Below are 14,373 nucleotides of genomic sequence, written 5' to 3'. Positions count from 1 at the left end.
GACCGGCAGAGACACCCGCCAGCACGTCTCCGCCCGGCCCAACCGCGACGAGGAACCCGAAGACATGTACGTCCCACCGCTTGCCGAACCCGTCCGCCTGTCAGTCCACACCGCACTGCCGCACGCCCCGCTCGGGCTCAGGAGCCCCGGGGGGCGCCTCGGTCCGGGCCGAGGTGCGCCGTGGTGTTCCGTCCTGGAAGAGCGCGCGAACAGCGCCGAGGTGACCCCATGAACACGCCCGCCACCGCCGCCGGTCACGGAGACGAGAACGTCGCCGAGGTCCGCCTCGACAGCAGCGAGGTGGCGCGTTTCGCCCGCGCCAGTGGGGACTCCAACCCCCTGCACACGGACGCGGGTTACGCGCGCCGGACCCCGTTCGGCACGCCCGTCGCGCACGGGGTGCTGGCCGTGCTGCGGACCCTCGCCGTCGTCGACGCCCAGCCGGGGCGCCGGCTGGCGAACCTGGACATCCGCTTCCCCGCGCCGGTCTTCCCCGGGCGTTCCTACCGGTGGACGGTCACGGAGGAGGCGGACGGGGCGGCGGACGGCGGCAACCGGGTCACCGCGAGCCTCCTCGACGGGGACCGGCCGGTGCTGAGCCTGGACGCCGACTTCGTCACCGCGGAGGAACCGGCCACCCAACTCCCCACCGGGGGCGGCGGGGTGTTCAGCCGTACCTCCGCCGAGGTGCGTGCCCTGGCGGACATCCGCACCGGGCTGACCGCGGCGGCCGCCTACGAGCCCGACTGGGCCGAGCTGGCGGAGCTGGTCGCCGACTGGGAACTCGACGAACGGGGCGTGGGCGCCGAGCAGTTGGCGGCCCTGCTCTGGTGCAGCTACGCCGCGGGCATGGAGATCCCCGGCGAGTCCGCCCTGCTCTCCCGGATCTTCCTGATCTTCCCCGAGGCCGAGGCCGAGGCCGGTACCGGGGGGACGGGAGCCGCCGAGGACTCGGCCACCCTGAGCGGTGAGGCCGAAGTGACCGCGTTCCACGCCGACTTCGGTGCCCTCACCGTGGGCGGCACACTGCGCGCCGGGGACGACGCCGACGCCGACGACGGTGCCGGGCGTACCGTCGCCGAGGTCGAGATCCAGGTGCGGGCCCGGCCCGAGGAGACCTCGGCGCAGGTCGAGCGGCTCACCGAACTGCTGCCGCCGTCGGACCGGCTGGCGGGCAAGGTCGCCGTGGTGGCCGGCGGCAGCCGCGGACTGGGTGCCGCGCTGGTGCAGGCCCTCGCCACCCAGGGCTGCACCGTCTACCTCGGGTACCACCGCAGCCGCGAGGCCGCCGAGGAGGTACGCGAGGCGCTCGGGGACGCCGCTGACCGGGTGCTGCTCGCCGGGGGCGACTGCGGCGACCCCGACTGGTGCGGCGAGCTGCGCGAGCGGGTGATCGCCGAACAGGGCCGCTGCGACATCCTGGTGCTCAACGCCTGCCCCCCGCTGCACGACATGGACGCCGGGGCCGACGGCGGCGCGCGCCTGGTGGAGTACGTACGGGAATCGCTCGCCATGGTGCAGGCCCCGACCGCCGCCTTCGTCGCCGATGTGGCGGCGAACGACGGCACCGTCCTCGCCATCTCCTCGGTGGCGGTCACCGCCCCGCCGCCCGGCTGGCCGCACTACGTGGCCGCGAAGACCTCGCTGGAGAGTCTTCAGCGCGCGCTCGCCGCCGAACAGCCCGGTATCCGCTGTGTCGTGGCCCGGCCGCCGCGGCTGCGCACCACCCTCACCCACGCCCCGGCGAGCGGCGAGCAGCCGCTGGAGCCCGAGGCGGCCGCCGCCACCCTGGTCGCCCGGCTGAGCGCGCCCCGTAGCGGGGCCGCGCGGGAGGTGGAGCTGGTCGAGGACTTCCCGGAGTCCCCGGTGCTCACCGAGGACCCGGACGCGGTGGCCCCCGGCGGTGACGCCGAGCAGCCGGTGGACGGCCGGCTGGTGGTCTCCGCGACCTTCACCGCCGAGCCCATCGAGGGCGCCCTGCGCTTCTGGAGCGGTCATCTCGGCCTGCGACTCGGGGTGGACTTCACCGACTACGGCCAGGTCTTCCAGCAACTCCTGGACCAGAACAGCGAATTCGGCATCAACCGGCAGGGCTGCAACCTGGTGCTGCTGCGGCTGGAGGACTGGCCCGCCGACGAACTGGCCCGTATCACCGAGGACTTCGCCTCCGCGGTCGGGGCCTTCGCGGGCCGCAGCCGGGTCCCGCTGGTGGTGCTGCTGTGCCCCGCCTCGCCGGTCGCCCTCGCGGACGAGACCCGCGCCGCCGCCCTCGCCGACGCCGAACGCACCCTGCGCGGCAGCCTGGAGCCGGTGGCCGGGGTCCATCTGCTGGACTGGGACCACTTCGGCCCGCTGTACCGGGTCGAGGACCACCACGACGCGGCACGCGAGGAGTTGGGGCACATCCCCTACACCTCCGAGGCTTACACCGCGCTCGCCACCGTCGTCATGCGCGCGGTGCGGGCGCTGCTGCGGCCCCCGGCCAAGGTGCTGGTGCTGGACTGCGACAACACCCTGTGGCGGGGGGTGTGCGGGGAGGACGGGGCCGAGGGCGTCGTCCTGGAGGAGGGCCATCTGCGGTTGCAGCGCTGGGCGTTGGAGCTGCGGGAGCGCGGTGTGCTGCTGGCGCTGGCGAGCAAGAACGTCGAGCAGGACGTGGAGGCCGTCTTCGAGCGCGAGGACATGGTGCTGCGGCCCGAGCACATCGCCGCGCGGTATGTGAACTGGGAGCCCAAGTCGCTCAACATGGCGGCCCTGGGCGAGGAACTCAGCCTGGGGCTCGACGCGTTCGTCTTCTTCGACGACAACCCGGTGGAGACCGCGGAGATGACCTCCGCGCACCCGCAGGTCCTCACCCTCAACCTGCCCAAGGACGCGGCGGAGTTCCCGGCGCTCATCGACCATCTGTGGGCGTTCGACCAGCTCGGGGTGACCGCCGAGGACCGACGCCGGGCCGACTACTACCGGGCCGGGCAGGAGCGCGACCGGTTCCGCAAGTCGACCATGGACTACTCGGCGTTCATCGAGGGTCTCGGCCTGGACATCGCCATCGCGGAGGCCACCGAGGAGCAGGCCCCCCGGGTCTCCCAACTCACCTACCGCACCAACCAGTTCAACACCACCGCGGTACGGCGCACCGAGGCCGAGATCCGCGGGCTGGCCGCGGAGGGCAGCACCTGCTGGGCCACCTCGGTCAGCGACCGCTTCGGGGACTACGGGCTGGTCAGCATCGCGTTCACCCGCGGTGAGGGCGACGCGCTGGTGGTCGACGGGCTGATGATGAGCTGCCGGGTGCTGGGGCGCGGTGTGGAGCACCGGGTCCTCGCCCACCTCGGCGAGCAGGCGGTACGCGGTGGCTTCGAGCGGCTCGACGTGCCGTTCCGGCCGACCGAGCGGAACGCGCCGGTACGCCGCTTCCTGGACTCGGTCGCCGGTGACCACGCCGAACCGGAGACCGCCGGATCAGGCGACGCCGCGGACGGCGCACTGGTGTACCGGATGCCCGCCGAGTTCGCCGCCGCGGTGGCGTTCCGGCCGATGGATCCGACCGAGCAGGAGGACCCGGCCGCGGACGCCGGGGCGAAGGACAAGGACAAGGACAAGAAGAAGTCCGCCGCGGTGGCCGTACGCCCCGAGGCCCTGGTGGCCATCGCCACCGAACTGGCCGGCCTCGACCGGGTGCACGCGAAGGTCACCGCCGAGGAGCGCCCGGCCCCCGCCGCCCCCGTGGCCCCGGCCACCCCGGCCGCCCGGCCGCGCCGCGCCGCCGACACCGCGGACCTGATCGCCGGGCTGCGGGAGGTGTTCCAGGACGTCCTGCGGGTGCGGCTGGACGACCGGTTCGGGGAGGACACCACGCTGGAGGAGCTCCAGCTCAGCTCCTTCACCATCGTCGACCTCACGGTGCACCTGGAGCGGCGGTTCGGCTCCCTGCCCCGGACGCTGCTCTTCGAGCACCGCACGCTCGGCGGCGTCGTGGACGCCATCGCCGAACGCCTCGGCCGCACCACCGACACGGCAAGCCCCGCGTACCAGGTGCGGTACCCGGCCCACACCTCCGCCCCCGCGGCGGTCAGCGGTTACGGCGACGGGCCGGAGCCGATCGCCGTGGTGGGTGTCGCCGGACGCTACCCGGGCGCCCGCGACCTGGACGAACTGGCGCGCCGCCTGCTGCGCGGGCAGAGCAGCGTCAGCGAGATCCCCGGGGAACGCTGGGACCACACCCCGTACTTTGACCCCTCGGGCACCGACCCGGCGCGCTCGTACTCCAAGTGGGCCTGCCTGCTGGACGACATCGGGCGGTTCGACTCGCTCTTCTTTGGCATCTCCCCGCGGGAGGCCGAACTCATGGACCCGCAGCAGCGGTTGTTCCTCGAAGTCGCCTACGAGGCCCTCCAGGACGCCGGCCACACGCCCGACAGCCTCGGCAGCGATGTCGGGGTGTACGTCGGGGCGATGGGCTCGGACTACGCCCTGTTCAGCGCGGAGGCGGCGCTCGAAGGCCGCGCCACCCTGCCGTACTCGGTGCAGTACCAGATCGCCAACCGGGTGTCGTACACCTTCGACTTCTCCGGCCCCAGCATGTCGGTGGACACCGCCTGCTCCAGCTCGGGAGTGGCGCTGCACCTGGCCTGCCAGGACCTCCGGCTGGGACGGGTGAACGCGGCCATCGCGGGCGGCGTGAACCTGATCATGCACCCCTCGCGCCATGTGCAGTACGCGCACATGGGGATCCTCTCGCGCACCGGCCGCTGCCGGTCGTTCGGCGAGGGGGCCGACGGCATGGTGATGGGTGAGGGCGCGGGCGCGGTGCTGCTGAAGCCGCTCTCGCAGGCGCTGCGGGACGGCGACCGGGTGCACGCCCTGATCCGGGGCACCGCCACCAACTCCGGTGGCCGCACCCAGGGTTTCACCGTGCCCAGCCCCACCGCGCAGGCCGCACTGGTCACCGCCGCACTGCGTGACGCGCACGTCGACCCGGCGACGGTCAGTGTGGTCGAGGCGCACGGCACCGGCACCCCGCTGGGCGACCCGATCGAGGTCCGGGGCCTGACCAAGGCGTTCGGGCCGCGGCCGGCGGACGTGCCGCGCTGCGCGGTGGGCAGCGTCAAGACCACCATCGGGCATCTGGAACCGGCGGCGGCGATCGCCGGACTCACCAAGGTGCTGCTCCAGTTGCGGCACCGCACGATCATGCCGTCGCCGGGCGCCGAGACCGTCAACCCGGACATCGAGTTCGAGACCACCCCGTTCTTCGTGCCGGACCGGCCGATGCCCTGGGACGCGGTCGACGGGACCCGGCGGGCCGGCCTCAGCTCCTTCGGCGCGGGCGGTGTCAACGCCCATCTGGTGATCGAGGAGTACACCGGGCCGCAGCCGCCGCGCGGGCCCGCCGACGGGGCGCACCTGGTGGTGGTCTCCGCCAAGGACGTCGACCAACTCCGCGAGCACTGCGCCGACTTGGCCGTCGCCGTGAAGAACAGCGCCAGCGATCTGAGGCTGTCGGAGGTCGCCTATCAGACGCAGCTCAGGCGGCAGCCGATGCAGTTCCGCGTCGCGGTCCTCGCCACCGACGTGCACCAACTCGCCGATGCACTGACCGCCGTGGCCGGTGGCGGTACGCCCGCCGAGGGCTGCTGGATCGGCAGCCTGGACCCGGACGCGCCGCGACCCGCGCCCGGGACCTTCGGCGCCGCCGTGGCCGAGGCGCTGGAGCGCCGCGACCTGCCCGCACTGGCGGAGAGTTGGGCCGCGGGCGCCGAGGTGGACTGGGCCGCCCTGCACGACGGCCCGCTGCGCCACACCGACCTGCCCACCTACCCGTTCGCCCGGGTACGGCACTGGCTGCGCGAGGCCCGCCCGACGGGCGGCCAGACCCCGCCCTCCACGGACCCGCAGCCCGTCGCCGACGACCAACTGCGCGGCGTCGTGGACGAGTTGACGGCGGCCGGCGCGCAGGCGAGGGCACTCCTCGACCAGCTCGCTACGGCCACCCCCGGGTCGGCTCCGGCCGCGCCGCCGGGCATCCTCGCCCCGCACCCGCTGGTGCACCGCAACATCTCGGACTTCACCGAGGAGCGCTTCCGCTCCGACTGGGCCGAGGACGACACCCTGCTCGCCCACTACCGGCTGCACGGCCGCGCCACCCTGCCCGCCGCCGCCTGGATCGAGGCGGCCCGCGCCGCGGTCGCCCTCGGCCACGGCCGCGGCGCCGGCGAGTCCGGGGTGCGCCTCGCGGAACTCGCCTGGTACGAGTCCCACACCCCCGGCACCGGCTCCCCCCGCCCCGCCGACATCCTGCTCGCGCAGAACGCCGACGGCTCGGTGGACTTCGACTGCTTCGAGCCCGACGGCGACGCCACCGACGACGAGGCACGGGTCCTCTGCCAGGGGCAGGCCACCCTCACCGCGCCCCCCGCCGCACCCCGCGTCGACCTGCGCCGCCTGCTCGACCGCAGCACCCCGCACGCCACGCCCGCCGCGCACCACGCCGGCCTCGCCCGCGCCGGCCTCCAACTGGGGCCCCGCTACCAGGCGTTGACGGAACTCCGGCAGGGCGAGGGCTGTCTCCTCGCCGAACTCCGGCTGCCGCGGACGGCGGCGGACGCGGGCGAGGACGGCGTCGTCGCCCCCGTCGCCCTGCTGACCGCGGCCCTCCTGGTCGCCGCGGTACGGGACGGCGGCGGGACACCCGCCGCGCTGGAGCCCTCCGACATCGCCGAGGTCATCTTCCACGCCCCGTGCGGGGACGGCGCCCATGCGATCGCCACCGCGGGCACCGCCCCCGGGACCACCGACCTTGACCTGTGTGACCGCGACGGCCACCTGCTGATCCGTCTGTCCGGCATTCGATTCGCCCGAGGAGATGAGGGGACATGCTGACCACCCACCCGGACCCGTCCATGCCGGATGACCTGCATGTGTTCACTCAGGCGTGGGAGGAGGCGCCGCCGGCGCCCCAGGACTCGCCGGTCTGGCTCGGGTGCGTCCTCGTCCTGCTGCCCGAGTGGGGGCCGCGGGAGGACATCCGGCGCCGGCTGTCCGCCGAACACCCGGGTCTCGCCGTGGTGTTCGCCGCTCCCGGCGCCGTGTTCCAGCGGACCGGCAAGGACAGCTTCGACGTCGGCGGCGACCTCGAACCGGGCTACCGCGAACTCCTCAGCAGCGTCGTCGCCGACCACGGCCCGATCGACGTGGTCGCCCATCTGTGGGCCACCGAGCGCACGGCGGACGGCTCGCACGCCGACCCCGAGGCGCTGCGCGCGTTCCTGAAGGTCGTCGCGCAGGAGGCGCAGCAGGGCGCGGCCACCGTCCCGGGGCGGATCCTGCTCGGCGGCTCCTTCGTCGACGACCTCCAGCGCTGCGGTGTCGAGTCCTGGCTGGGCTTCGAACGGTCCGTCGGACTCGTCATGCCGAACACCTCGGTGACGATCCTGGGCCTGGACGGCGAGGCCACCAGCCGGCTGCCCGGCATCCTGGCCGAGGAGGTCAGGGCCCGGCCCGTCAGCGCGCTGCACACCAACGGGCAGCGCCTGGTGCAGCAGGTGCGCCCCGCCGGGCTGCAACCGGTGGACATCGCGGGCGACCGGCTGCGCAGCGGCGGCACCTATCTGATCACCGGTGGCGCGGGCGGTCTCGGCACCATCTTCGGGACCTGGCTGGCCCGCGAGTACGGGGCGCGGCTGGTGCTCGTGGGGCGCCGCCCGGCCGAGGACGCGGGGGTGCGCGCGCGGGTGGCCGAGCTGGACGCCGCCGGGTCCGCCGGTGTCCTGTACCAGCAGGCCGATGTGTGTGACGCGGCGGCGCTGGCCGGCGTGGTGCGTACCGCGGTGGGCCGCTTCGGGCGGATCGACGGGGTGCTGCACGCCGCCGGTGTGGAGCAGCACGGCAGCATCGCCGAGGGTGACCGGGAGACCTTCGCCCGGGTGCGTTCGCCGAAGCTCGCCGGGACCTTCGCGGTGGAGGGCGCGCTGCGCGAGGCCGTCGCCGCACAGGGCAGCGCACCGGACTTCGTCTGCTACTTCTCCTCCAGCGCGGCCGTGCTGGGCGACTTCGGCAGCGGCGACTACGCCAGCGCCAACCGGTTCCAGGTCGCCTACGCCGAGTTGCTGACGCGGAGCGATCCCGCGGGGATTCGGCGGCTGGCGGTCTGCTGGCCGTGGTGGCGCAGCGACGGGATGAACTTCTCCGACGACACCGTGGGGGACTTCTTCCTGAAGTCCAGCGGGCAGCGCCATCTGGAGGCGGCCGAGGGGACCGCGCTGTTCCGGGTGCTGCTGGCCCAGCAGGGCGCCTCGTACCTCGCCGTGCCCGGGTCGCGGGACCGGATCCGGGCCACCCTCCGCGTCCCCGAGTCCGCGACGCCACCGGCTGTCGCCGCCCCCGCCACCGGGAACGTGGCTCCGCGGAGCGCCGTGGCCCAACCCGCCGCGCCTGCCGCCGAGTTGGGAGGCGAGGATGTGGCTGACCGTTTGCGGCGTGAGTTGAGTGAGGCTGCCGGTCAGGTGCTGTTGCTGCCGGTGGAGAAGTTGGTGGTGGATGCGAATCTGCGGGATTTCGGGTTTGATTCGATTACTTTGGTGGAGTTTGCGGGGGTGTTGACGGAGCGTCTGGGTGTGGAGGTGACTCCGCATGTGTTCTTCAGTTATCCGACGTTGCGTGATCTGCATGAGTGGTTGTTGGCGGAGCATTTCGGTCAGCCGGTGGGTGGTGGGCAGTCGGCCCCGGCGCCGGTCGCTCCCGAACCGGTTGCTTCCGCGCCGGTCGCTCCCGAGCCCGTTGCCCCCGCCTCGGCCGCCCCTCCCGAACCGGCCCCGCCTGCCGCTGAGTTGGGGGCCGAGGATGTGGCTGACCGTTTGCGGCGTGAATTGGGTGAGGCTGCCGGTCAGGTGCTGTTGCTGCCGGTGGAGAAGTTGGTGGTGGATGCGAATCTGCGGGATTTCGGGTTTGATTCGATTACTTTGGTGGAGTTTGCGGGGGTGTTGACGGAGCGTCTGGGTGTGGAGGTGACTCCGCATGTGTTCTTCAGTTATCCGACGTTGCGTGATCTGCATGAGTGGTTGTTGAGGGAGCATTTCGGTCAGCCGGCGGGCGGTGGGCAGTCGGCACCGGTCACGCCCGAACCGGCCGCGCCCGCCGAGCCCGTGGGCGACCCCGCCGCACAGGCGCCGCGTCGCCGGGCCACTCTGCGGAGCCGTCGCGGTGACGGCAACCGGTTCGCACCCCGGCAGTCCCCGGCGACCGAGCCCCCCGCGGCACAACCCGCCACCGCGCCGCCGCCCGTCACCACGCCCCAGCCCGTCACCACCCCGGAGCCCGTCGCGGCCCAACCCGCCGCCACCGCGGCGCCCGTGGCCACCCCGGTCACCACCAGACCCGTGCCGCGGACCGCGCCGCGGGACGAGCCGGTGTCGATCATCGGGATGAGTGGGCGCTTCTCCTCGGCCCGTACCGTCGAGGAGCTGTGGCAGCACCTCGCGGAGGGGCGCAACACCGTCGGCACCATGCCGCCCGAGCGGCGCGAGTGGGCCGACGGGACGCCGCGCTATGTCGGGTGGGTGCCCGGTATCGCCGAGTTCGATCCGCTGTTCTTCGAGATCGCGCCCACCGAGGCCGAGACCATCGACCCCCGGCAGCGGCTGCTGCTGGAGGAGATGTGGAAGGCGCTGGAGGACGCCGGCTGCGGACGGCAGCAGCTCGCCTCGGAGCGGGTCGGGGTGTTCGTCGGTGTGGAGGAGGGCGACTACCGTCTGCTGGCCGCCTCCGAGGAGGGCATCACCTCCAACCACAACGCGGTGCTCGCCTCCCGCCTCTCGTACTTCCTCAACCTGACCGGGCCCACCCTCGCCATCAACACGGCCTGCTCGTCCGGTCTCGTCGCGGTGCACGAGGCATGTCTGAGCCTGCTGCACGGGGACTGCGACACCGCCGTGGTGGCCAGCGCCAACCTCATGGCGACGCCGCGTGACTACGACGGCATGGTGGGCGCCGGGATGCTCTCCCCCGAGGGGGTGTGCCGGGCCTTCGGCAGCGGGGCGGACGGCATGGTGCCCGGCGAGGCCGTCGCCGCGATCGTGCTGAAGCGACGCGACAACGCGGTACGCCACGGCCACCGCGGCTACGCCACCATCCTCGCCAGCGGCGTCAACAACGACGGCCGCACCAACGGCATCACCGCCCCCAACGGGCGTGCCCAGACAAGCCTGTTGAAGGAGGTGCACGAGCGCGCCGGTGTCTCGCCCGAGGCCCTGGGCCATGTCGTCACACACGGCACCGGCACCCGGCTCGGCGACCCCGTCGAGATCCACGCCCTCACCGAGGCGTTCCGCTCGCACACCGACCGCACCGGCTTCGCGGCGCTGACCTCCACCAAGCCCAACATCGGGCACAGCCTGGCGGCGGCCGGCCTGGTCAGCCTGATCAGCCTGGTCGCCGGGATGCAGCGGGAGACCATCCCGCCGAGCATCAACTGCGAGGAGATCAGCGACTTCGTCGACTGGAAGACCACCCCCTTCTACGTCAACCGGGAGCGGCGGGCCTGGCCCGAGCAGGAGGACCTGCCGCGGCACGGAGCGGTCAGCGCGTTCGGCTTCAGCGGCACCAACGCCCATGTGGTGCTGGAGAGCGACGGCTCCGCCCGCCGTGAACTGGCCCGGCTGGGTGCCCAACCCGCCGCGCCCTGGCACCTGTTGGTGCTCTCCGCCAAGACCGACACCGCTCTCACCCGGCAGTTGGTGCGCCTCGCCGACCACCTCGCCGGGCTCCCGGACGACACCGGCCCCGGCCTGATGTCCTCGGTGAGCCACACCCTGGTCGCCGGGCGCCACCACTTCGCCAAGCGCTGCGCGCTCGTGGTCCGCGACCGTGCGGACGCGGTCGCCGCACTGCGCCGGGCCGCCGCCGGGCAGGACGCGGACGGCATCGCGCGGGGCGCCGTGCCGCGCGAGTACACCCCCACCTCGGCCGACACCCGCGCCTTCACCGCGCTGGTCGCCGCGGCCGCCGGCGGCCGCGAGCGGGACGGCATGACGGAGCTGGCGCGCTCCTACTGCCGCGGCCAGGAGCCCGCCCCGCTGCTGGACCTGTGGGGCGCCGAGCCGCCGCGCCGGGTGAGCCTGCCGACGTACGCGTTCGACAACGCGGACTACTGGGTGACGCCCTCGGCCTCCGCGGCGTCCGCGGCGGCCCTGCCCGCCGCGGGTGCCGCCCCGGCGCTCGCCGTCGCCCAGCTCCATCCGCTGGTGCACCGCAACGTCTCCGACATGGCCTGCCAGCGGTTCGCCTCCACCTTCACCGGCGGGGAGAGCTGGTTCGAGGGCGCCGAGGAGGGCGCGGGCGGCGTCCTCACCCCCGGCGCCGTGCTGGAACAGGCCCGCGCCGCCGTGGTCCTGGGACTCGGCGGCCAGGAGCAGGACATCACTCTGAGCGAGGTGGTCTGGTACGAGCAGGCCACCGCGCCGGCCGGCGGCGCCCCCACCACCGAGCTCCGCATCGATCTGCGGCAGTCCGGCGCGGGCACCGTCGACTGGGCGGTCTACGGCGAGGACGCGACGGACGAGACCGGCGAGATGTACCTCGTCTGCGACGGCTCCGCCACCGTCACCGGTCCCACCGAGGGTGACCTGGTGCTGCCGCTCGCCACCTTGCGGAACGCGCCGGGCGCCGGCCGGGTACTGCTCGAACTGCCGCCCGCCGCACCGCAGTCGGGCGAGGAAGCGCTGGGGCTGCGGCCGGAGCACGTGCAGTTCTGTGTGGCCTCGGTCCGCCGCGCGTTCGGCTGGGGCACAGGGCAGGGCACCGCCACCGCGGTCGCCGAGGCCCGCCTCACCGGTGCCGCCCGCTCGGCCCGCTGGGCGCTGGTCACCCTGGGCGCCGCGGAGGGCGACGGCACCCGCTCCCTCACCGTGGAACTCGCCGCCGAGGACGGCACCGTGGTCGCCGACGTACGCGAGCTGGTGCTGGACCGGGAGGCGGAGGAGACCGGCGCGCAGTCCGCCGGAGAGGCCGCGGGCGCGGGGCGGCAGGCGCATATGCGCGGCTGGACCGTGGCGCAGTGCCTGGCGTGGGAGCTGGCCGACACCGCCAGCCAGGTCCTGGGCATCCCCGCGGACCAGTTGGACCCCGAGGAGAACCTCGCCAACTACGGCCTGGACTCGCTCAACATCGCCAAGTTCACCGGCCAGTTGAGCAACCGGCTCAGCCTGGTCTTCACCCCCGACCGCTTCTTCAGCCACCCCACACTCGGCCGGCTCCAGACCCATCTGCTCAGCGCCCAGCCCGAGCAGATGAACGCCCACTACCGCCAGGGCGCACCCGCCTCCGCCGCCCGCCACGCCGCACCCCGGGAACGCAAGCGGCTCTCCGACCGCTTCGCCGGGACCACCGCCCGCGCCGCACTGAGTGTGGCGGCGGCCCCGAAGGACGAGCCGATCGCGGTGGTCGGGCTCAGCGGCCGCTTCCCGGACGCGCGGAACGTGGACGAGCTGTGGTCGATCGTGTCCGAAGGCCGCAGCGTCGTCCGGGACGTACCCGAGGACCGCCTCAGTGGCTGGGGCGGCGACGGTGAGCAGGGCGAGGACGGCCAGGAGGAGACGCGGTACGCCTTCGGCGGGATGCCGGGCATCGCCGAGTTCGATCCGCTGTTCTTCGAGATATCCCCGCGCGAGGCCCAACTCATGGACCCGCGGCAGCGGTTGCTGCTCCAGGAGATGTGGCACGCGCTGGAGGACGCCGGCTACGGCGAGCAGACCGTCGCCGAGGAGAGCATCGGGATCTTCGTCGGCGCGGAGGAGGGCGACTACCGCTACCTGGTCGAGGGCCAGGCCGGTGTCACCGCCAACAACACCTCCATCCTCGCCGCCCGGCTGGCGTACTTCCTCAACCTGTCCGGGCCGAGCCTGACCATCAACACGGCCTGCTCCTCCGGCCTGGTCGCGCTGCACGAGGCCTGTCTGAGCCTGCGGCACGGCGACTGCGACACCGCGATCGTGGCCGGCGTCAGCCTGATGTCCTCCGCCCACGACTACCAGGTGATGGACAAGGCCAACATGCTGTCCCCGGACGGCACTTGCTACGCCTTCGACAAGCGGGCCAACGGCATGGTGCCGGGCGAGGCGGTCGCCGTACTGGTGCTGAAGAAGCAGCAGGCGGCCGAGCGCGGCGGGCAGCGCATCCACGCCACCGTGCTGGGCAGCGGGATCAACTACGACGGCCGCACCAGCGGGATCACCGCCCCCAGCGGCGCCGCCCAGTCCAAGCTGCTGGGCTCGGTCTACGACCGGTACCGCGTCCCGCCGGAGTCGCTGGACTACGTCGTCAGCCACGGCACCGGCACCCGGCTCGGCGACCCGGTCGAGATCAACGCGCTGGCGGAGGCCTTCGCCGAGCGCACCGACCGCACCGGCTACTGCGCGCTCACCTCGGTGAAGCCCAACATCGGCCACAGCATGGCCGCTTCGGGCCTGGTCAGCATGATCTGCCTGATCAAGTCGATGCGGCACGAGGTCATCCCGCCGAGCATCAACTCCGAGGAACCCAGCGACTACATCGAGTGGGAGAAGAGCCCCTTCTACGTCAACCGGCAGTCGACACCGTGGCCCGATCTGCCCGGCCGGCCCCGCCGGGGCGCGGTCAGCTCGTTCGGGATGAGCGGCACCAACGCCCATGTCGTACTGGAGGCCCCGAAGGCCGCCGCGGCCGGGCGGACCACGCCGGAGGAGCTCCAACTCCCGCAGCACCACCTGCTGTTGGTCTCCGCCAAGACGGAGGAGGCGCTCACCGCCCGGCTGACCGAACTGGCCGCCCACCTGGAGAGCCGGCCGCCCGAGGACGGCTATCTGGCCTCGGTCAGCCATACGCTGATCTCCGGCCGCTTCCACTTCTCCCACCGCTGCGCGGTGATCGCCCAGGACGAGGAGGACGCCGCGCGCCTGCTGCGGGAAGCCGCGGCCGGCGCCAAGATCCCCAACCTGGTCCGGGGCGTCGTCAACCGCGAGTTCCGGCCCAACGGCACCGTGGGCAAGCTCATCAGCGGCCTGGTGCGGGCCAGCCGGACGGTGTGGCACGACACCGAACGGCACCAGGACCATCTGGCGGCGCTCGCGGAGTTCTACAGCCAGGGCTACTCGGGGTTCGCCGGCATCTGGGAGAACCAGCCGCCGCTGGCGAGCCTGCCCGGCTACCCCTTCGCCGCCGAGCACTACTGGGCCCCGTCCGAGGCGGGCACCGAGCTGGAGCCCCGTGGCGAGGTCCCCAACCCGGTGGTCACCGGCGACGGCACCGTCATCCACCGGTTCAGCTCCCAGTTCACCGGCCGTGAGGCCTTCCTGAACGACCTGCTGATCCCCATCGAGAACACCTCAAGCTGAGCAGCGG

General features: G+C 73.3%; 2 protein-coding genes. Both read left to right on the top strand.

The window, feature by feature from the left end:
• Positions 1 to 228: 228 nt before the first annotated feature.
• Entirely contained in the window at positions 229 to 6,882 is a 6,654-nt protein-coding gene (locus tag ACFVST_RS04940) for an SDR family NAD(P)-dependent oxidoreductase (RefSeq protein ID WP_390146955.1), read from the top strand.
• On the top strand, positions 6,876 to 14,366 hold the full coding sequence (locus ACFVST_RS04935; protein ID WP_390146953.1) for an SDR family NAD(P)-dependent oxidoreductase: 7,491 nt from the start codon (positions 6,876 to 6,878) through the stop codon (positions 14,364 to 14,366). The genes ACFVST_RS04940 and ACFVST_RS04935 overlap by 7 nt, the downstream gene beginning before the upstream one ends.
• The last annotated feature ends 7 nt before the right edge of the window (positions 14,367 to 14,373 follow it).

Origin of the sequence: Streptomyces sp. NPDC058045 (assembly GCF_042885635.1) — a bacterium.
GTDB lineage: Bacteria > Actinomycetota > Actinomycetes > Streptomycetales > Streptomycetaceae > Streptomyces.
The sequence above is the reverse complement of the archived record's forward strand: the minus strand, read 5'-3'. Positions and strand labels throughout refer to the sequence as shown.

Coding starts and splice junctions, on each gene's coding strand:
- ACFVST_RS04940 (WP_390146955.1), top strand. CDS start 229: ATGAACACGCCCGCCACCGCCGCCGGTCACGGAGACGAGAACGTCGCC.
- ACFVST_RS04935 (WP_390146953.1), top strand. CDS start 6,876: ATGCTGACCACCCACCCGGACCCGTCCATGCCGGATGACCTGCATGTG.